This window comes from Pedobacter nyackensis, from assembly GCF_900176505.1.
Taxonomy (GTDB): Bacteria; Bacteroidota; Bacteroidia; order Sphingobacteriales; family Sphingobacteriaceae; genus Pedobacter; species Pedobacter nyackensis.
Map to the genome: position 1 here is coordinate 1 of NZ_FWYB01000022.1, position 22,377 is coordinate 22,377.

The following is a 22,377-nucleotide window of genomic DNA, read 5'->3' on the forward strand; positions in this document are numbered from 1 at the left end:
GTTACCACAATCTCGTTGGAGATTAAGCTTGAGCATGGCATACCATCGGTAACCACCACCGTATACTTACCAGCAATCTTGGCTTCATACGTCGTACCGGTTGCACCTGCAATAGCATTTCCGTCCAGGTACCACTGGTTGCCGGTAACTGCGTCTGAAGTTAATATTACTGAACCACCAGCACAGAAAGTAGTCGTAGTCGTTACCGTTACCCCTGGTGTTGGTGGCAAAGGACTAATCACTACTGAAACGCGTGTTGATGTTTTAGAACAACCACCAGCATTAGTAACTAAAACAGAGTAGTTGCCGGAAGCGGTTGCCGTATACTCTTGGTTAGTTGCGCCAATTATTTCTACTCCTCCTAAATACCATTGATACTTTGCTGCTGGACTGGATGTTAATTTCACTGTACTTCCTTCACACACTGTTAAACCATCATAAGCAATAGTAGGAGTCAATGGTAACTCAACAACCGTAACCTCAAAATCCTCTGATTGTTGACTATAACAGCCCAGAGCATTTGCAACAGTAACGGTATACTTTCCAGCCTTAGTAGCATGATATGTACTATTTGTAGCATCGGCAATAATACTTCCATTAAAATACCACTGAAAAACCTCATCATCGGATCCACATGTCAGTACGATACTCCCGCCCTTACAAATAATATTTGATCCATAAATAAAAGGTCTATCCGCCGCTTTATTAACCGTTACTACGACCTCATTGGACTCAATCGAACAACCAAATTCTGAAGAAACAACCACCTTTATTTTCTTCCCATCATCAGTCAAAGGGATTGCAGAAATTTTAAGCGTTGCATTAGTTGCTCCGGAAATATTTCCACCATCAACAAAGTTCTTCCAAACACCACCGTCTTCATATTGCCATTGATAAGTATCAGTAGCATTAGAAGTTACTGAATAAACAGCATCAGTTCCTTCACAGACTGGTGTAGCTAATGGTTGACTAACAATTGTTGGTAAAGGATTTACTGTTACTACAAATTCCTCAGATACAGGGCTAAAACAACCACTGCCATTGGTAGTAATAACAGTATACCGACCAGCTACTTTTGTCTTGTAAGTTTGGCTAATTGCATCTTGAATAACAGATCCATTAAAGTACCATTGATAAGTAATAGCAGCAACAGTGCTTAAAATAGTTACATCTCCATCACATATAGCAGCAGTTCCGGTAATGCCAGGTTTAACTGGTAGAGGGTTTACCGTTACGACAATTTCATTGGATACCGGACTGGAGCAACCGCTAACATTAGTTACTATAACGGTATAGCGACCAGCCGCTTTTGCATCATAAGTTCTATCTGTTGCAGTCGGTATCACAGATTCATTAAAGTACCATTGGTAACTGGTAGCCAACTCAGATGTTAAAACAGCAACATCTCCTTCGCAAATAACAGTAGTCCCTGTAATCTCAGGCGCATCTGGCAAAGGATTAACTGTTACGGTTACTGCTTTTGCAGTTCCGGCCTCATTTTCACAAGTATTATCCCCCTTAACTGTTACAAAATATGTTGTTGTAATAACTGGGCTTACTGAATAAGTTGCTCCTGTGTACAGTTTAGTTGCTAAAGTCGCATCACTATACCAGTTAAAAACACCATTACTAATCAACGTCCCATCAGCTAAATTAGCTGTTAATTCAGCGGTTTCCCCTTTACATATAGCTTTATCATTTATGATGATATCCGAAGTAGCAGCTTTCGGATAAACAAACAAGAAAAATGTCTTCTTCTCCTTAATACTTCCTTTAGTATTTAGAGTAATCGTAAAAGAACCCGGTGCAGTTGGGGTTCCTGTTATTGTTAACTTACCTCCAACAAAACTAGCAGTAAGTCCCGAAGGTAAAGGATCTTGAATCTCCGCTTCAGTACCTCCGGGCTCCAAAATATATTCAATAGGCGTGATTGAAGAATTTACACAAAGCTCTTGCCTATCAAGCGTATTGTATTTTATATTGTTACAGCCCTCTGTAAGTGTACCATTTAAACACTCATCATGAGGGTTACTTGGAGCAAGACTGAACTCTGTATTGGTTGCATCGGGATCAGTTACATCTTTAGGACGCATAATACTAGCTTCAACGCGAATATCCTGTCCTAAAACAGAAGGATCTATGGTACCAACTATGGTATAAGTAACCAGACAATTCGCTGGTAAATCCAGATTAGACTGATACTCATTAATAGTTTGAATTATATTATTTTCAGCACCAGAAGGGTTAGTAAATGAACAACTTACACCATTAAAAGTAACACCTGCAAGGATTTTAAAATCAAACCTAGCACCAACTACATCACTACCACCACTATTTCTAACCTTTATCTGATAACTTACCTGATTGGGTGTTGCGATGTTAATAGTAGGAATTATACTAACAACCTCTAAGTCGGCTACCTTTATGGTAACATTCAAGGGCTTTGCTTCCTCTTTACTAAGAATATAAGCATAGGTATCCATCGCTCTCTCATTACCAAAACTATATTGCCCCGTACCACTATTTCCCGACATGCTATCATCACTATAGGTCCCCCAAATATGGCCATTGGTCCTGCTCGATATTCCATCAACATTATTCACTTTTGGGTTCGATATTTCTGTAGAAAGGCCTCCGGAAATGTCACTATCATCCCAATACACCCTATCGCTATACACACTTTCATCAGTACTTGTTGAATCCACTTTATATAGGGTTGTATTCTCAGTTAGCTCTATAACAATCCCATTTGGGTTAATTTCCATATCTATAAAGGGGAAATGCACCTCCGCTGAAGCCAGACTCACCTTAACCTCAGGTACAATTAAACCACCTGGTACGACATTATTGAAAGCATCTCTTCCATCCCATACAATGCTATTTACACCCGCAGCAGCAGGACCGTTTAATACCCTATCTTTCCCGCTCCCAAGAGGCAAGGTAATTTTATAAGTCCCGGCCACATTCGCTGTAAAACTTATTATCCCACCTTTCTGACTTGCTTGTCCAACCGTCCCCTCCGACCCAGTGAATCCAATCCCTGTAATATTTGGAACAATAGCCTCTTTTTTAAGCCAGGTTTTTGATGGAGTAACGCCATCAACAGCTACAGGAGCCGTTTCAGGTAAATCAGCAGCAGGTGGACGATAAAACAACTTATGGGTAACCAAATTCCGAAGCGTATCATCCTGAGTACGAGGATCCTTGACCTTATCAGCTATAGTAGTTGTATTCAGACTTTTATAAGTCGGATTGCCAGCAGCATCAATGAATCCTCTATTATTTGAAAAAAAAGTAAAGGCATAACCATTGTTACCATTATTTTTCACTCTATACGCTCTTCCATCCTGTGTTAATACATAATTAACTCCATGATAAGCCTTCGAACTGTTATTAAGATCTTTTGAAAGTCTTAAATTAAAAACATTGGTGTATACTCTACCATATATCCAATTACTACCGGCTGCATCACAAACAGAAATATCCCATGCAGAAATTAAAGCTACGGAATTGGATTGACTCCAACTGGACTTTGCCAAAATATCTTCTGCGTCTGGTTCAGAAGTCCCAGGAGGTATAAATTCAATCTTCCAAACGCCTCCATCACCAGCTCCTACCTGAAAAGAAAAAGGCTTATAACGATTACCCCCAGCTCCTTGAGTCGGAAATCTGGGCCCCGCTAGCTCTTCAGTTCTACTAGCAATTACTCCTAGAGTAGTTGTATTTTGAACACCGGACGGCGATGTATATCGAATCCTGCTATTTCCTTTTCCTTGAGAACTGGAAGCAAGATTGATGTATTCACCAACATTGGCATAGACATAATGCGTTCCTGAAGTTTTAAAAGGAAAATATGCAGATGGGCTACCTGTACTAGAATATAAAAAGGCCCTGTTTCCCTGAGCTCCTACTGGATACAAATCCCTGCTCCCATCAGCAAAAGCACCAGGCAAGTTGATCAATAAACAAAAAAGTAAAAAAAGACAGTAGATACTCCTGTGAAGCGAAACAAAACCAGGCATGAACGTCTTTAACATAGCAAGTATTTATACTAATTTTCTTAAAAGTGTAATCGTGTTTACCTCCAGCAAATTAGTTAGAATTTATGTCATTTCTAAAAAAAACTGATTCAAAAGACCACTTTTTAATAACAATTAGGCCAAAAATTATCAACACTGAGAAAAACTGCACAAATAAGCAACTAAAGGCACAAAATAAATTCAAAAAACAAACCAATAAGTTAAAATCACATTTTTGACCGTGTAAATTTGAGTAATTATTTCCACAAAACGTAGACTTAAATTTCAATTTTGAAATTATAATTACTATGCCAATAAAAACGAACAACTATAAAAATGCACAAAATGAACAAAAACCAAGAGCATTTGCAATAAAATCAAGCCATAAAAAAACAGAATCAGACAACAAATAAACTAAAAAGAAATAAACACACTTAAATAGCAAATACAACAAAAAGCACATGAATTTTCATCCATGAAACCTATAAAAAGCTTAACCTTCATTGCGATTTTTTTGATAAAAAAAATGATTAATTTTAGGTATAAACCATAAAAAAATGAAAAGAGCAATTTCTTATGTTGAAGCTATCTTTAGCCTGAACGATCGGTTATTTATCAATGCATTGGAAGGCCTGTCCGATGAACAGATGAAGGAAAGAGTAAGTGAGCACAACAACCCCATTAACTGGATAGCTACGCACACAGTTTGGGCAAGGTTCAATACCTGTCTTTTTTTGGGAAAATCCGTACAAAACCCATATAGCGGGATGTTTGAAAACTTCAAAGCATACGACCCTTCAATCCCATTACCTTCCTTAACGGAGATTAAAGACGAATGGAGAAAAGCAACGGAATTATTAAAGCAAGCTTTTGCTGAAGTTACCGATGAACAACTGGCAGCTGACAGTCCGCTTAAAAACCCAACAGGTGATTTTTCAAATGGTGGCACCATTGCTTTTTTAGCCCAACACGAAAGCTATGACATCGGTCAAATCGCTTTCCTTAAAAAACTCCACACCCAACAAGCTATGGCCTATTAAAATCAGTAAATCAATCATTATTAAAACAATCAATTATGGCAACCGTAAACGCGTATTTAACTTTTAACGGAAACTGCGAAGCAGCATTCCTGTTTTACAAATCAGTATTTGGTGGCGAATTTCCATATATCGGAAGGTACAAAGATATGCCGCCAACCGACGACCAACATTGCCCTCCCGGAGAGGAAGAGAAGATCATGCACGTTTCTCTGCCAATCAGTAAAGAAACCATGTTAATGGGAAGTGATTCATCTGAATCATTTGGAGGAAAAACGATCGTTGGAAACAACATATCGCTATCACTAAACGTAGAAAGTAAAGAAGAGGCCGACAAGCTATTCAAAGCACTAACTGTAGGCGGACAAGTAACTATGCCTATGAACGACACTTTCTGGGGTGCCTATTTTGGTATGTTCACAGATCAGTTTGGGATCAACTGGATGATCAACTACGACACTCAGGAAAAACCAAAACCATAAAACAACAACAGCCTGCAGGTTAATCCCCTGCAGGCTGCTTTTCAAAAAAAAGTATTACTACAACCCTTTCTCTGGCCTTAATTCTTCCAAAATCGGCGTTTCAATTGATTTAACGCTTTTCTGAAGCACATCATTCTTTTGTTCAAAAATCACAATATCATTTTTACCGGATTTCAACCAGCAACCTGGTACATACAGTGTTTGCTGTGGACCAACGCTCCAGTAACGGCCAATATTGATACCATTGATAAACACAACACCTTTACCCCAATCCCGCATATCTAAAAAGGTATCCCCTGTTTTAGTCAGGTTAAATGAACCTTGATAAATCGCTGGTCTACCTGCGGTAGCCGTGTTTTTGGCAGCAGTTAGGTTTGGTACAACATCCATAGGTAGTTTATACATATCCCAGTTATCCGTGATAGTCTGCCCATTAATAATAACTGGAGAAATGATGCCTTTGGTACTGTTTATAATTTTAGCGCCGTAGTTGATGCGTCCCATGTTTTCAACCACGATATCTAGTGTCGCATTAAATGGAATATCTATTTCACACTCATATCTTTTGTAATAACTATTCAGTTCGGCTACTTTAACCCCATTTACGTATACCAAAGCGTAATCTCTTAACCCATTCAGCTCCAATTTACCACTAATAGGCTGGTTAAACTTTTTGCTATACCATACATAACCATGTCCCTGGTTTAATTCTTCAAAACTTAAAGGCTTATCCGCATTAACAGGAGTGATTTTATTTTTCAAATCTTCCAGGTCTACTGCTTTGCTCAACACAATATTAGGAATGGTAATAATCGGTGTTTTAGCTGGTACAGCTGGTGTTTCTGGTTTCTTAAGCAATTCACGTAAAGCATTATACTTTTCCGTTGCCCAACCTGCTTCACTAATCGGCGCATCATAATCATAACTGGTTAGATCCGGCTGAATATCATGTTTATTATCGTAATTAGCCCCCGAAGTAAAACCGAAGTTTGTACCACCATGTACCATATAGTAATTGAAGGAAACGTTGTTATCCAGATATTTTTGTGTTTGCTTTACAGTGCTCTCAGTCTTAACTTTTGGAAATGGTTCTGCCCAATGATCCAACCACCCTGGGTAAAACTCAGCTACCATATAAGGACCTTTTCCGTCATTAAATTTATTAACAACATCTTTTAATTTCGTAATATCACCCTCTCCATTTGCAGTGGGCAAAGCACCCGGTAAAGCACCACCTTCAAACAACCAGCTTCCATCAGAAGTAAAGAAAGGCACATTAAAACCAACATCTTTCAATTGCTGGAATACTGCGGCACTGTATTTTTTATGATCTTCCAGAGGGATGTCTTTGCGTTGAGCTACATATGAACCAAACTCATTCTCTCCCTGCACCATAATGATCGGACCTCCATTGGTTACCAATAGATTTTTCACCTGACCATAAAGCGCAGTAAAATAAGCTTTTGTTGCAGCCAGATATTGAGGGTTATTTCCTCTGATCACCATATTCGGCACTTTTTGTAAGAACCATGGATACCCACCAAATTCCCACTCAGCACATACATAGGGACCTGGACGTAAAATCACAAGAAGACCTTCCTCCTGCGCTATTTTAATGTATTCTGCAATATTTTTATTGTCGGATTTAAAATCCCAAACGCCCGGAGCAGTTTCATGATAATTCCAGAAAACATAGGTCGCAACTGCATTTAAACCCATTGCCTTCATCATTTTTAAACGATGGCGCCAGTAAGGTTTTGGAATGCGCGCATAATGCATTTCGCCACTATGAATTTGAATGGACTTTCCATCTAAAACGAAATTGCCATCAGCAATGGCAAAAGTGTGTTTCACTTGAGCATTAACACTTATTGCTAAGGTTAACAGCAAAAATGAAACAAAAAGGTATTTTTTCATTGTGTATTTAAATTAGGTGTTTCAAGGTGTTCGTCTCAAAGGTTTATTTGGTTTCATCAATAATATTACGTTGTCAAGCGCATTTAAAAGAAAAATCCTCACGATGATTTAACACAAACGTTTGCAAAACAATGTCTGAATAAACGAACAACAATATTTAAAGCTAAATAAATATATCCCAAATAGATCACTGTACATCCCCTAATTCTTTTACACGTCCGTAATATCTCACCTAAAAAAAATGCATTTGCATTTTTAAAAACAAATTAAAAAAATATCACTACGCAAACGTTTTACTTAACGATTCTGAGCTGATAATGATATTAATCAGGAAGCTCGAACCAAAAGCAATTTATATCCTGATATATGCAGTAGCGCCATCACTAATCAGATAATTCTCAACTTGCTTGTCTTTTATCATTCGGATATTCAGCTTTCCATTTTTTAATCTCAGCACTTCAAGATCGAACACCGTTCCAAAGGCATGAACATTACGCATAGCCATGTCCTTCCATCCTTTTGGTATTCTTGGACTACAATTGAAACTGTTTAACCCCAACGGTCGTATCCCGAATATCCCTTCGGTGAATATGCGGCAATACAAACCGCTTTCTGCCGATAAATGACGCTGACCACCTTCCGGGTATGCCTCTACCGGATAAGGGACATGCTCTCCCAATAATCTTCTTTTCGAATAATACTGAAGATAAGCCATTGCCTGTTCGGTTTCTCCGGCAGCAAAAATTCCTCTTAGTGCATAAAGTGTAGAGCGATCCCAAAAAGTTTTATCTCCAGCCTGCGTTAACAGTCCGTCTTCAGTAAATAACCGCGGTGAGAAAAGAGCAGCTATTGTTCCTTTCATACGGTCATAAATACCTACGGTAAGTGGCATACATATCCAGGACCGCAGTATACTATTCTCCTTATAATAACGATAAGTTTCAAATCCTTCTACCCTCCCAGCGAAATAGTTATCAATAGCATTTCTTAATGCTTTTGCCTGTTTCGTATACCCATTGGTAAGGCTAGTGGGCTTACCCAATGATTTGCCCAATTCGGCAGCCGAGATTAGGGCATCATAATACAGACAACTGGTAGATAAATTAGCTGTTCCGGCAGGAAAACGTCCTTCCAGTTCATCACTTTTAGAATCTACAACGCCACTAGCATTTAACTTCCTTTTCGAATATTCCAGGCACCATTCTATAAGTGGCCACAACCCCCGGGCTGAATCTATGTTTCCATTGGCCAGCGCATACCTCGAAGCACCATAAGCAATCATGGCCTGATCTCCTCTATCACCTGCCCCATTCCAATAACCTTCACCTTCTGCTACTATAGAGCTCGGGATTGGATTATAATCAGGATTCATGTATTTTGCAAACATCCGATAAGCGTTCATTGCTGATTGATTCCCAAGATCATCACCCAAAAAAGCAAAGAAGGGATTTACATATTCTGCCTGATCATTTGCCCAGATTGCAGCGTAATAAGATAACCCACCTGGCCCATGCATATACCCTCCCTTAGTTTTAAAAATACTTTCAGTCGCTCTGATCTTGGCAAAAGCAAAGGCACTATTTAAGACCGGATCAGGGGTTATCAGTTGCAATTTATCCAAAACCCCTTTAACCCTGGTTTGTCGGGCAATCTCCTCTGCCTTTGGATTTATCTGCACAGCCGCACTTCTGCTTGAAGCTGCCTGATAAGTAATACTAAATACTGCGGAATCACCCGACACAATGGTCTTTGGCCCTTCATTTATCACATTCCATATCAGGCTGTGCGGCACCTTATGGCTTCTCGTTGTGTCTATACGAAGCTCTCTATCAAGATGATCCATACTCACCAACACCGGCTTGTCGCCATTGTTTACAAACACCAGCTTTTCTATAGCAAGAGCTTTATCCATCGATGGAAATAAAATTCGTTTCAGCAATACGGTACCTTTTTCACCTAATTTACTGGTCACTTCCATGATTCCGTTTAACCTGATTGCAGCAACCTGCTCCGACAGCGCCTTTACCTTACGACCACCGATCAGTTCTTCCCGTAATGGTTTTCCATCAATAAAAACCCCGGGAAGTTCTGCGTCATCAATCACCTGCATCAGACTTGAATGCGTATCATTAGGCTTCATCCTAAAACCTGGAAAAACTACTGTTCGCTTAAGGCGCAGGCGTTTCATGCCATCTACTTCATATTGAACCCATAGTGAAACCTTTTCGCCACTCATTTCCAAATGATCTGCATGAGGCAAACGATCAGTTATTTTCCATAAGATACTGCCATCCGCCTGCAGAGTCCACCTATCTACTTGCACCGGTAATGAACTTAGCTGAGCATAGGCAGACAGTTGAACCGTAAATATCAGTCCAACAATTAAAAATTTTATAAAATTGTTCATTTTTTCAAAAGCTTAAAGTGAATTTCTTCGCTTTAAGACTGTAGGAATTACTTCTTGCGTTTTTTCATGATTGAGTACAAAATTTGCAGCTTTTTGTGCCATCAATTCAAAATCTGCAGAGTAAGTAGTAATGCCATCGCAGATAATTTCCTTTACAGGATCATCATCCTGCGACAAAATACCAATCTCTGTTCCAAGCTTTATTCCTTTTTCCTTACAGTCTTTCAGCAAAATCCAGGTTTGCATGTCGTTGCACATAAAGTAAACTTTGCCTTTCTCAACAGAGCCAGGCAAATATTCCTTATTTATCCTATAGTTGATTTTATAATCCTTGACAAATCTTTTAAATGCTTTGGTAATCTCAATGGGCAGGTCAGAATTCGGACGCGAAAAGAAAACCATCTCATCAAATTGCCTTATGGTATCCAATAATTCCACAAAAACACGATAACTAGATTCCTCAAACTCCTGAATAACATAAGAGCAATCACCATCAATAGCTTCAAAGCGATCAATCATCAAGAATTTATTAATTGGAAGTTTCTTTAAAATTTCGGCTGTTCGGGGATGAGGCATTGGCGTAACGACATACATGCCATACTTGCCAGTGATGTTGTTGATAATGGTCTCGAACAATTCAACATTCTGATGATGAAAAAATACATCAATATGAATCTGAGGACCTAAAGCATCTCTGAATGCTTTATAAAAAGTTTGTTGAACTGAATCAAATGCATAAAGCAATAACGCAATTTTAACAGGTTGGCCTGTATCTGTATTAGAGATATAATAACCCATCCGGTTTTTAGATTCGATAATACCTCGTTCGATTAACTCTTTATATCCTTTAACAATCGTTTCCCGGGCAAAACCGGTTTCCTTTATCATTGCATTTACTGAAGGCAGCTGATCGCCTCTCACCAATATCTTTTCGTCAATTGAGTTTATAAATCCCTGTACCAATTGCTGGTGTTTAGAATAACCCGGAATTTCTTCCAGCTCTTGTATTTTCTCAAAAACGTTTCTCATATCTCTTTTATAATTCCGGGCTACTGACAATTGACCAAACAAATTTAACATTCAAATTATTAAAAACCGTATGAAGTTAAACTTCATACGGTTTTCCTGTTTATTAATACCCAGGATTGGGAACTAACTGATTATTTTTTTGTATTTCATACTTTGGAATTGGAAACAGATAATGAGCCTCCGTAAATTTCCGTTCCTGCAAATTGAAATAGCTATAGCTGAATGAACCATTAGGATTTTTTGTAATATTAACAGCCCTTAGAGGTTTATTTTCAGTCTGTAACGCTATTTTCCAACGACGTACATCGTAAAATCTGTGACCTTCAAAACATAGTTCTATTTCACGTTCATGTCTGATCGCATCGATCAAGGCTGTGCCGGTCGAATTGACACCCGGCATGTTTACACTTGTCCTGCTTCGTACCAGGTTGAGGTATTGTCTGGCGACCGGCTCGTTACCCAATTCGTATTGAGCTTCCGCATAATTCAGATATATCTCTGCAAGTCTGAAAACAATCCAATTCTGATTACTTCCAGTAGCATCCATATCGTGCGTTTCATCAGCATATTTACGCCAGTTGTAACCTGTTAAACTAGCATTCCAGTTCTCTACAGGGCTCTGCGGACTATCTAATCCTCCTTTAAAATATTCTGCCGTACGTCCTCTAAACTGTGTCCCATTATAGATAATAGTAGCGTTAAAACGCGGGTCCCGGTTCAAATATGGATTTGCAGGATCATACCCTGAACCAGCTTCTCCAATCATTTTACCATTGCTCATTTCAAAGTCATCTACCAGGTTTTGAGAAGGAGCGTATACCGACCAGCCGTGGTATCCGTTGGGAGCGATCATAATATCCAGATACGATTCCCAATCGGTTCCGTTCATTCCATAAGAAAGAATGATTTCTGAATTAAATTTCTCCAGAAAAATCTTCTTGTAGTCACTGCCCTGGTACAATCCATAAGTAGGAAGATCAATTACAGCTTTCGCAGCATCTGCAGCCTTTTGCCATTTATCTCTGCCGGCAGCAGCGTTATTCAACTTACTGGCAGCATATAATAAGGCTCTTGATTTCAACGCAAGAGCCGCTCCTTTGGTAACCCTTCCCAGATCATTCCCACTATAACTATCAGGCAGCATACTTAAGGCTTCATCCATCTCTTTCACGACAAAGGCCATACACTCATCATAAGTATTACGAGCCGCCTTAAAATCAGTGTCCGACAAGCTGTAAACTTTTGTAATCAAAGGAACACCACCATATCTGCTAGTCAGGTTAAAATAGCACCAGGCACGAATGAACTTCATCTCACCCATCATGCGTTTTTTCATGTTATCATCTCCTTTTACACCAGCTATTTTTTCAAAAAAGGCATTGCAATCCCTGATAAAACCATAATCTCCAGTCCAACTGTCCATAGATAAATTATCAGGGTTCACCTCACCTTTATTCCATAAAAAAACCCCCTCGTAATTGAATTTTGAGTAGCCTTCATCAGCCGCAGCAGATAAACCCGGCCCATTTACCGCCTTGTCCCAATTGTAAAAATGAGGCAAAGCACGATATTTTGAATTGACAAATGTTTGTACCAGATTGATGTCTGTCCACACATCAAGTTCCGAATAGGTGTCTAATGGCTTTCTTTCCAGAAAGTCCTTTTTACAAGAGCTAATGCTGGTCAACACAAATAAGCCTATGAAGAATATAAATAGTTTAGATTTCATTTCTTTTTTAGTTAAAGGTTAAAGGGAAATATTGATACCGGCACTTACGATCCTTGTTTGCGGATAGTAGCTACCTGTAACTGCGTTCAATTCAGGATCATAATCTTTAATCTTACTGAACACTAACAAGTTACTTCCATTGACAAAAACACGCAGGTTCTGTATTTTTAATTTGCTAACTACTGACTTTGAAAAAGTATAGTATACTTCGGCATTTTTCAGCCTTAAAAATGAGGCATTGCGCAACCAGAAATCAGAATAGCGGTTGTTAATCGGGTCATTACGATCAAATGAAGCCGGATAAGCACCATTAAGGTTATTGACACTATAACGGTTTTCAAACAACCATACCGGCGGAGTAATTGCATTTCCTTGCTGTGGAAGAATCAATTGCTTTGCCTTCCCCTGCCCCTGTAACAAGATATTTAACCCAAAACCATGATACTCCATTCCAGCGCTTATGCCAAATACACTTTTGGGGGTTGGCGCTTCAAATACCCGGATCCTATCATCAGAAGTGATCTTTTTATCACCATTTACATCCCTATAACCTATGTCTCCTGGTTTTGTCCCGGCCAAATGAACAGAATTATCAATTTCAGCCTGATTACGATAAACCCCGGTAGATTGATAAACTAACCATGAATCCATTGAATGTCCCTGAATCTTTTGCCATTCCGGTACATTTGTGGCCTCATCCATAAATACTACTTCATTTTTGGTGTAAGTATAATTCCCGCCAATACTGAAGGAGAAGTCATTGTTCAGCGCTCGTCTGTACAACATTTCGAGCTCTACCCCTCTGTTGTTTACTTTACCAATATTCTCTGCCGGAAGTTTTCCACTTAAACCGGTACTTGAAGGTACTGAAGCATTACGGGCAATTAAAATACTGCTCCTTTTTGAAATAAAATAATCCGCGTTTAAACTTAGGTCTCCTTTAAAAAAGGACGATTCTATTCCGAAGTTTGTTGTTTTTGCAACCTCCCAGGTAATGTTAGGGTTTGGCGCAACACCGGCAGATAGACCTTGCTGCTTTTCACTATCCGGACCAAAATAAAATCCCCCATCGAGGTAATACTGTTGCAGATTCTGATAAGGACTGATCTTATCATTACCCATTTTACCCCAGGATGCTTTTAATTTCAATTGATTAACAAAGCTCAGGTTCTTTTTAAAGAAGTTTTCCTCCGAAATTCTCCATCCCACGGAAACACCGGGAAAAGTACCCCAACGTTTCCCATTTGGAAAGTTAAAAGAACCATCATGGCGCAAAATAAATTCCGCAAGGTACCTATCCTTCAAGCTATAAGTTAATCTACCAAAAAAGTTCTGGCGGGCCGACTGTGAAGCAACGCTTCCATTGTTCTTATCCTTATCGCCACCAATAAAAATCTGATCTATCTTACTGCTCAGGTAACCTGTGCGATAAGCACTAATCCCCTCATCATAATTCTCACTTTGTTCAAAAGCCACAAATGCGCTAATGTTATGTGATTCGAACTGACGGCTGTACCCCAACTTAATGTTATAAGTCTGCAACTTGTAGTTTCTAAAGTCCTCATTCAGGTTAATAGGTCCTTCAGTGTTCTTAAGGTTCACATATTCATTGGTGGTTTTGTTGTAACGATAAGCATCCCAGTTGTCATACAACTTTTTACCATTACGAAAACGGAAATCAAATGCCGCCAATCCACTTACATATAGTCCTTCGGTGATGTAAGGAAGTTTTAAATCGAAAGAAAGATCAGATAACAAGGAATAATCTTTAACATTGTTATAACCAGTAGCTCCCGAAGCCATCAATACCGGGTTACGGCCACCGGCTAGTCCAGGCCCTGGTAATCCATTCGGATAATAAGCAGGCAACGTGGGATATGCTGAGAGTACTTCACTAAAAATAGTTCCGCTACTATAATTGGAAGCCTGACGATCTTCAATCCTTCCTGACACGTTTAAAGCCACCCTCAGATTTGGTGTTACCTGTGAAGAAATATTGGAACGCAGGTTATACTGTTTATAATTGGTAGCTGATTTATGAAAAATACCTTCCTGGTTTAAGTATTCTCCAGATATAAAATGTTCTAGCTTGTCGGTACCACCGCTGAAACTTAATGAATGGCGATATTGCGGTGAAAAATCTTTAATCACAGCATCGTACCAATTCGTATTCGGAAAATTCAGCGGATCACTCCCATCCTTATATTTCAAAATATCCGGATCGGAATATTGATGCGGCTGTCCCAATCGGTCATTCACCTCGTTGATATAGGTAGCATATTGCCCTGCATCAACCAATTTAGGCAATTGGGTAGCTTGGGCCATCCCATAACTACCGCCATAGGTAATTGTAGATTTTCCGCTTTTTCCTTTTTTGGTGGTAATCAAAATTACTCCGTTGGCCGCCTGAGCGCCATAAATAGCTGCTGAAGCATCCTTAAGTATACTAATGCTTTCCACATCATCTGGATTGATCCTTTCAAATGCCCCACGATTGGCAACCCCATCAATTACAATTAATGGACTATTGTCATTTAGTGTCCCCTTTCCCCTGATCAACAAAGAAGAAAAATCATTTCCAGGTTCCCCGGAACGGTTAGTTGCAATTACTCCGGGTACCCTTCCGGCGATAGCATTGGAAAGATTGGGTGTAGGGCTTTGTTTCAAAACATCGCCTTTAATAGTAGCTATAGATCCTGTAACAGTAGCTCTTTTCTGAGTTCCATAGCCTACTACAACAATTTCTTCCAGCTGCTTTTTATCAACACTGAGTTGAACATCTACATTTGAATTGCTTTCTATAGCTATCTCTTTGGTGATGTAACCGGTATAAGAAAATAATAAAGTCGCCTTTTCTTCAGTTATACTGATTACATAATTACCGTTAGCATCTGTAGCAACGGTTTTACTGGTTCCTTTCAGCTTTACAGAAACACCAGGCAAGCCCAGATCTTTCTCATCGGTAACCTTTCCTGTTACCTTACGCTGTGATTTCACAGTCGCCTGAGCTTTAGCATCTGAGATTAAAGCCATCTGGCCTCCAAACACAGACAAAAGCACTAGTAAATGAATAGTCAATCTTAAGTTCATACGCATTTTTGTTTAATTGGTTTATTTGGTTTTTGGTTCTATAGTAGTATAATGCAACCCTAACCTGTTCTATACTATACTATACTATACTATAATAAAGGTATGAATATTTTCATATATCCAAAACTTTTCTCATTAAAACCTTAAAAACTAACAAATTCAGATAAATCGGACTTACAGCGAATTAGACGGATGTTGCCCAAGAATATTGGCTAATAAAAAAACAGCCTACAGGTTAAGACCTGCAGGCTGTTAATAGGATAAAGGCCATAAGCGACCTTCAAAAAGACTGTACTATAAACTTTCTCCGGTTTTACGAAGTCAAATGAATATACTGATTTTCAACTTTTCCATCTTCATATAGTTTCAACAAAGCATAACCTGGTGAGCTTTCCTGATAAAAATAAGGTTGAGCGGATTTTTCATCACCCTTACCCCACCAAAAACCACTCATTGAGCCATTGCAATGATACTTAACACCATTATAAACTGCCTCATCCAGTAAATGTTGATGACCGCTTAAACACACTCTAACCTTATCGCGGTGCTTGTAAAATAATTTTTTAAGTTCCTTATGATCTCCATGCTGTCCACCCTCCCAGGTATTTGTTACGGTAAGGATTGGATAATGAGACATGATCAGGACTGGGGTATTGGCTCTTAAACCTTCCAATTCCTTCTCTAACCAACTCATTTGTTCAGGATCCAGCTTTATCCCGCTGCTATTGCCATCGAGTATAATAAAGTGCCACTTCTTTTTGCTGAAACTATAATATCGGTTTGGAATTTTAAGTCGCTTTACCACATATGGCTTCCCGTACATTTCATCTTGTTCATCTGGTGCTTTCCACCAGATATCATGGTTTCCAATGCAGCTGTATACATTGAGATCAGTTTTACCTACAAACTTATCCCATACTGCCCATTGTTCTGTCACCTGATTTCTCTGAACATTATCATATGAGGCATCACCAATAGAATCACCTCCATTGAGTATAAAATCAATTTTATGCTTAAGCACCTCCTTAAGACATTTATCTGCTCTTTCGGGCACATCACCGCCAGCGGTAATATGGACATCGGTAATATGGGCGATAGTTAAAACAGGTTTTTCTCCTGTCGGGGCTGATAATGCAGCTCCGACAGGAAGAACACCTGTTGCACCCAATAAAACTGAATTTCTAAGAAAATTTCTTCTTTCCATTTAAAGTTTAATTTTTATTGATCCCAACCAAATACTTGCTTAAGCTTATCATTCAGCAATATTTGTTGACGAGGAATTGGACGATAATAATATTTTGGTTCTATAAAAGTTCTAGGTAAATCACGATCTCTGGTAAATGAAACAAAACCAGAGTTGCCGCCTGACAAGTAAAAAGTATTGTCCTTTCCGCTGGCATCTTTGAGATAATATTTAGTCAATGTGGCTTTAACTGGTTCTGGTAAGCCTGCAATAGGAGCCTCATTAGTAGCCGATTCAAGTATTGCAATATCCTGCACGCCATCACCAGTCACATCGTATGCACCTAAGGCCGGAACATATATACCTTGCTGACTGTTCTGAATAAGCTTACCTACTTTCCAACGCATCAAATCATCATACCTTAATCCTTCGCAAGCTAACTCAACCCTTCTTTCCCTTCTAATCTCCAGCAATACATTTAAATTACTTGCATTGGCATTTGGATAAAGCGTAACAAGCGCAGGGTCTAAAGCTACACCGATATTCATGTTCGGCATCCCTACCCTACTTCTTAGCTTATTCACAGTATTATCGAGGTCTGACTGATTGATAGGTCCCAATTCAGCTTTTGCTTCGGCATTGATCAATAGGATTTCAGCTAAGCGAAATACAGGAATATCGTTATACTGTTTTATATAGCCCTGATTTAAATCCGCTCTGGAAGGATAAAATTTGATCTGACCATATCCACCCATGGTCGGATTGATCTTGTGAAGAGCGGCCCCGCCAAACTGCGCCCAGCCCGGATAGTTTATCGTAGCTTTCATCCTTGGATCACGATTATCAAACAACTGTGCGAAAGGCTTCGTGAAGTTTGTAAAAGGCGTTCCGTCGGTATTCAAATACGATTCTGCAAGACTTCTGCTTAAGGCAAAATTAAAGTTCAATACCAGTGAAGCACCATGTCCGACATCCAATGCTGGATCGAAATCTTTCCAGAGAATGATTTCTTTATTGCCAGATAAACTAGTTGCGTTAAAAAGACTAGCGTAATCAGCAGAACCATTACCAAAAATGCTGAAACCACCTTCAGTCATAATTTTAGTACTCGATTCAACAGCAATTGTTAAAAATCTGCTATAATCATTGGTTAACCCAAGTTCGCTATGGTATTTTCTAAAGGTACCTTCGTGAAGGGCAAAGCGCGAAAGCAATGACAGCGCGGCCCATTTTGTAATCCTCGTATTTGTTCCATCTGTCTTAATATGATTCACGGCAAATTGAAGATCTTCCAAAACTTTATCTGCAACAAATGCCCTGGGATCCTGTCCTTTATACAATGCCTGGTCCCCGTCTACAAGAACCGAGCTATACCATGGAACATTGCTATATTTCTTAATTTTTTCAAAATAAAACATTGCTCTGAAAAATCTGGCAATCCCTATATAATGATCTATATCTACTTGATTACCATTCACCTGACCCACATTATCCAGCATATAATTGATAGCTCTCAGTTTTTTCCAATCGTTAGTATCCCAGCCTCCGTAATTGTCTTGGGTTATCTGACCACGAACCAACATATCTGTTTCCACACTAACATTATGTGTAGCTATGTTATCAGAATTCATATCATCCAGAGGCGTCGGCAAATTTTCATAAAACCCGTTGGTATAGGTCTCCAAATCTGTGGTTGTAAGAAAAAACAAAGGCTTGGTAATGGTAGTTTGTGGATCTCTCTGCAGAAAATCCTTCTTACAACTGGAAATTGACACTCCGGATAAAATCAGTGCTATATATAATAATCTATTAAATTTCATGATGCGATAAATTAAAGTGTTACATTAAGGCCAAATGAGTACGTTTTCTGGAATGGGTAAACGTTACCGCTTATTGCTTCCGGATCCAGATTGAATTTGACGCCTGACTTATCGAAGAGATTCTCGCCACTAAAATAGACCCTCACCCTATTTAACTGAAGTTTGTTAACTACCTTTTGAGGGATAGTATAACCTACGGTTAGATTTTTAAGTCTTACATAAGCAAAATTCTGAAGATACCTGGTTTGAGGATATCCCAATTCGGATACATCTTCTGCGATATAGGACTTAAGACGAGGAAAATAAGCGTTAGGATTTGATGGAGACCATTTATCCATTGACTGTACCGTAGGGTTTGTCCATGGCTGAGCAAAAATACTCCAGAAATAAACGTTATTATTTCTTGGATAAAAGTCCTGCTTACCTATCCCCATAAAAAATGCACGTACATCGAATCCTTTCCAGGCAAGATTAAGATCAGCGCCAAAAGTATAGCGCGGACTCGTGTTACCAATTCTTATGAGGTCACCGTGATCATCGGCTGTATTTTTGCCTTTGTTGATAAATCCATCACCATTCTGGTCTTTCCACTTCAAATCCCCAACACCAAAGGTACCTCCAGCATCATCTGAAACGAAGGCTTGTTGATTAGCATGACTTGCAAGTTCTGCTTCAGTTTGAAAAAAGCCTTCAGTTTCCAGGCCCCAGAGCTCTCCAATTTCCTGACCTACATAATAATCGGTCAACATCTTAGTAGGGTTATCAAACCTGGTAATAAACGAACGACTATCCGCAACATTAATACCGAATCCGTAAGAGAATGGACTTCTTGCTATTGTAGTAACATCTTTCCATCCAACACGTAATTCCCATCCTTTTGTTTTTAAATCTGCAGCATTAAGTACCGGCGGTTTAGAACCAAAAACTGCAGGCAAGGTTTTTCCTGGGACTAGCATCCCATCTGTGTAGCGGGTATACTTGTCGAAATTAACATTAAGTTTATCGTTAAACCAGCTCATGTCTACCCCAAAATTGACTGTAGAAACCTTTTCCCAGGTCTGACTTGGAGAAACAGGATTAGGTGTATAAACAGCTTGCGGTCTGATTCCTCCCAATACCTGCCCTATTTGCTTGGATTCCATATTGGCAATGTAGTCGTAGGGACCAACATTCTGGTTACCCAATGAGCCATATGATCCTCTGAATTTTAAAACATCCAGCTTGATGCTTTCAGTTATAGACTTCAAGAAACTTTCGTTTGAAGCTACCCAGGCAACAGATGCCGATGGAAAGAATCCCCATCTATCACCATTTGGAAATCTGGATGTCCCATCATAACGTCCGTTAAGCTCAACAATATATTTATCGTTATAAATATAGTTTAAACGATAGAAAATTCCCCTTACCGCCCAGTCAGAAATACCCTCGCCGGTAGTTGCTGTTCCCGTAGCTAATGCTAAAGTAGGTAAGTTATTACTGATTAAGCCTGTTTTGTTTACCCAGGATTTCTGATCATATCTGTATTCCTGATTATAACCTGCTAAAGCCTGAAAGTAATGCTTGTTGGAAGTTTTGTGGAAATCGGCATATAGGTTAATAATGTCATTTCTAACTTCAGTATTTTCTACGCCAACATATGATGTTCCTGGTCCTGCGTAACTTACAGGCGAATTTGGTCCAGAGCTATATGGTACTCTGAAATCGCCTCCATGACGCACACCAGCATTACGCCTGAAGGTTACATCTCCCTTAAGCTCCAACATATTTTTAATCACACTTGCTGTTGCATTAAAGGTAGTCAGGAAATTATTATACTTCTGGATGGTACGTCCTCCTTTTTGTACTCTTCCCATGTTGGTAGCCCCTGCGGCGGTGTAAGTCCCATCAGGATTAAATACCGCGTCTAATGAACTTTCACGATTTATTCCCCAGAAATAATCATAGTTATCCAATGAGGCAGTAGGTGCATCATATACAGAACTGGTAAAAGCCATATTGTTGCCGACATTAAGCCATTTGAATATCTTAACATCGATTTTACCTCTTATGTTGTACCTGTCATATGCCTCATTTGCATCTTTAATTACACCATCATTTCTCAAGTATTCTGTTGAAAGCATGTAACCGAAATCCTCAGATTTTTTGGACATGTTAAAATTGGCATTATAACTTGGTGATGAACTATTGAATGCTTCTTTGAACCAATCCGTCGATGCCACAGAAATCCATTGATTCGGATTAGTAGGATTTAAGTAAACAGGCGGTAGTGATGGATCTTCAGATCTTCTTTTCGCATAATCTCTGATCGTTGCATCATTGAACGCCTGAGGATAATAAGGATATGCAGCTTCGTGCTTTGTGGTATAAGAAATATAAGGATCAGTAATGGTTTGAGGCAACCTACCTAAATTTTTATAGGCATAATATGCATTTGCACTGATACTTAGCTTACCGCTTTTTGCGCTTTTAGTAGTAATTAATATAACACCAAATGAGGCTCTAGCTCCATATATAGCGGCAGATGCCGCATCCTTTAAAACCGATACACTTTCAATGTCATTTGGATTAAGCAAGCTCAACTCGCCAGCTGAATAAGGAACGTTATCTACCAAAATATACGGACTGGTATATAAATTATCCTTTCCTTTACCTTCAGTTAATCCGCCTAATGAAGTTACTCCCCTGATGTTAAAAGCGGTAGCATCATTTGCTCGTCCACTCCCATTGGTAATGTTTAAGTTAGGGATTAAGCCTTGTAAACCAGCACCAATACTTGTTATTGGTCTGTTCTCTATCTCTTTAGCCGTAATACCATCTACAGCACCACTTAAGTTGATTTTCTTTTGCTTACCATAACCTACTACTACAAAATCATCTAATGCTTTTACATCACCTTTTAAGATGATTTGAAGTTGGGTGCGGTTTCCTACCGCAACTTCCTGGGTTTTTGAACCCACATAAGAAATAATCAGGACATCATCAGTCTTAGCATTGATGATAAAATTACCATTGCTATCGGTTATTGCTGAACCTGAAGCGCCTTTAACTTTAACACTTGCACCTGCCACGGGCCTGCCATACTCATCAAAAACTTTCCCTTTAATGCTTTCAAATACTAAAGCTGAACTAGCAGGTGCTATCCTTTTGAGGATAACCGTGCGATCAAAGATCTTATAGGTTAAGGGCTGTCCTTTCAGACAAAGCTCCATAATCTGATCAATTGAGGCATCCTTTACATCTACGGATACCTTCCCAGATTTTGAAATTTCTATCTTATCATATAAGAACAAATAATCGCTCTGCTTCTCGATCGTCTTTAATATAAGATCAATCGAAGCATTTCTTTGCTTTAGTGTTATTTTTTGGCTATATACACTTGCACTAACCTGACAGAGGCCTGTGATTAAGAGTAATATTATTAGCTTCATAACCAGTATTAATTGTGTTGGTTTACGCTGCAACTTAAATACAGCGCTAAAGAATGTAAAAAAATTCATAGCTTTGAATTGGGGTTTAACATTAGACCTTGATAACTTTTGTTTTCCTGATTAAGACCTTGTCCATCAGGATTTCTAATCCCAAAATTTCAACGGGAAGTGGTACGAACACTTCTCGTTTTTTTTGAAGATTATTGCTGGAATTTATTTCGTCTTATTTCTTCATA

11 protein-coding genes are annotated in these 22,377 nt (G+C 39.1%); 2 read left to right on the forward strand and 9 right to left on the reverse strand.

Going from position 1 to position 22,377, the window contains the following annotated elements; genetic code table 11:
• Positions 1-4,037 (reverse strand): Ig-like domain-containing protein (locus B9A18_RS23715; RefSeq protein WP_449415910.1); only part of this gene is annotated, 4,037 nt, incomplete at its 3' end.
• 539 nt (positions 4,038-4,576) lie between these two features.
• Here B9A18_RS23715 and B9A18_RS23720 point away from each other — a divergent pair.
• The gene (locus B9A18_RS23720; protein WP_084292222.1) at positions 4,577-5,059 is read left to right on the forward strand and encodes a DinB family protein; all 483 of its coding nucleotides are present in this window, start codon (positions 4,577-4,579) and stop codon (positions 5,057-5,059) included.
• A gap of 35 nt (positions 5,060-5,094) precedes the next feature.
• Complete coding sequence (locus B9A18_RS23725; protein WP_084292223.1) at positions 5,095-5,538, forward strand: VOC family protein; 444 nt, start codon at positions 5,095-5,097, stop codon at positions 5,536-5,538.
• A gap of 57 nt (positions 5,539-5,595) precedes the next feature.
• Here B9A18_RS23725 and B9A18_RS23730 read toward each other — a convergent pair whose 3' ends face one another.
• The 8 genes from B9A18_RS23730 to B9A18_RS23765 form a co-directional block, all read right to left on the reverse strand.
• On the reverse strand, positions 5,596-7,455 hold the full coding sequence (locus B9A18_RS23730) for a glycoside hydrolase family 35 protein (protein WP_084292224.1): 1,860 nt from the start codon (positions 7,453-7,455) through the stop codon (positions 5,596-5,598).
• Positions 7,456-7,807: 352 nt separating this feature from the next.
• Entirely contained in the window at positions 7,808-9,862 is a 2,055-nt protein-coding gene (locus B9A18_RS23735; RefSeq protein WP_084292226.1) for a glucosidase family protein, read from the reverse strand.
• A gap of 12 nt (positions 9,863-9,874) precedes the next feature.
• The gene (locus tag B9A18_RS23740) at positions 9,875-10,891 is read right to left on the reverse strand and encodes a GntR family transcriptional regulator (protein ID WP_084292276.1); all 1,017 of its coding nucleotides are present in this window, start codon (positions 10,889-10,891) and stop codon (positions 9,875-9,877) included.
• 103 nt (positions 10,892-10,994) lie between these two features.
• Positions 10,995-12,620: a RagB/SusD family nutrient uptake outer membrane protein gene (locus B9A18_RS23745; RefSeq protein WP_084292227.1), complete on the reverse strand. Its 1,626-nt coding sequence runs from the start codon at positions 12,618-12,620 to the stop codon at positions 10,995-10,997.
• An 18-nt stretch (positions 12,621-12,638) separates the two neighbouring features.
• Positions 12,639-15,710, reverse strand: a complete 3,072-nt coding sequence (locus B9A18_RS23750; protein WP_159452740.1) for a SusC/RagA family TonB-linked outer membrane protein — start codon at positions 15,708-15,710, stop codon at positions 12,639-12,641.
• Between the two features lie 313 nt (positions 15,711-16,023).
• On the reverse strand, positions 16,024-16,914 hold the full coding sequence (locus B9A18_RS23755) for a metallophosphoesterase family protein (RefSeq protein ID WP_084292231.1): 891 nt from the start codon (positions 16,912-16,914) through the stop codon (positions 16,024-16,026).
• Positions 16,915-16,928: 14 nt separating this feature from the next.
• Positions 16,929-18,713: a RagB/SusD family nutrient uptake outer membrane protein gene (locus tag B9A18_RS23760; RefSeq protein ID WP_084292233.1), complete on the reverse strand. Its 1,785-nt coding sequence runs from the start codon at positions 18,711-18,713 to the stop codon at positions 16,929-16,931.
• A gap of 11 nt (positions 18,714-18,724) precedes the next feature.
• Entirely contained in the window at positions 18,725-22,141 is a 3,417-nt protein-coding gene (locus tag B9A18_RS23765; protein WP_200816431.1) for a TonB-dependent receptor, read from the reverse strand.
• Positions 22,142-22,377 lie beyond the last annotated feature (236 nt).

What these genes read in the sequence shown, in the direction of transcription:
- B9A18_RS23720 (WP_084292222.1), top strand. Translation starts at nt 4,577, where the DNA reads ATGAAAAGAGCAATTTCTTATGTTGAAGCTATCTTTAGCCTGAACGAT.
- B9A18_RS23725 (WP_084292223.1), top strand. Translation starts at nt 5,095, where the DNA reads ATGGCAACCGTAAACGCGTATTTAACTTTTAACGGAAACTGCGAAGCA.
- B9A18_RS23730 (WP_084292224.1), bottom strand. Translation starts at nt 7,455, where the DNA reads ATGAAAAAATACCTTTTTGTTTCATTTTTGCTGTTAACCTTAGCAATA.
- B9A18_RS23735 (WP_084292226.1), bottom strand. Translation starts at nt 9,862, where the DNA reads ATGAACAATTTTATAAAATTTTTAATTGTTGGACTGATATTTACGGTT.
- B9A18_RS23740 (WP_084292276.1), bottom strand. Translation starts at nt 10,891, where the DNA reads ATGAGAAACGTTTTTGAGAAAATACAAGAGCTGGAAGAAATTCCGGGT.
- B9A18_RS23745 (WP_084292227.1), bottom strand. Translation starts at nt 12,620, where the DNA reads ATGAAATCTAAACTATTTATATTCTTCATAGGCTTATTTGTGTTGACC.
- B9A18_RS23750 (WP_159452740.1), bottom strand. Translation starts at nt 15,710, where the DNA reads ATGAACTTAAGATTGACTATTCATTTACTAGTGCTTTTGTCTGTGTTT.
- B9A18_RS23755 (WP_084292231.1), bottom strand. Translation starts at nt 16,914, where the DNA reads ATGGAAAGAAGAAATTTTCTTAGAAATTCAGTTTTATTGGGTGCAACA.
- B9A18_RS23760 (WP_084292233.1), bottom strand. Translation starts at nt 18,713, where the DNA reads ATGAAATTTAATAGATTATTATATATAGCACTGATTTTATCCGGAGTG.
- B9A18_RS23765 (WP_200816431.1), bottom strand. Translation starts at nt 22,141, where the DNA reads ATGAAGCTAATAATATTACTCTTAATCACAGGCCTCTGTCAGGTTAGT.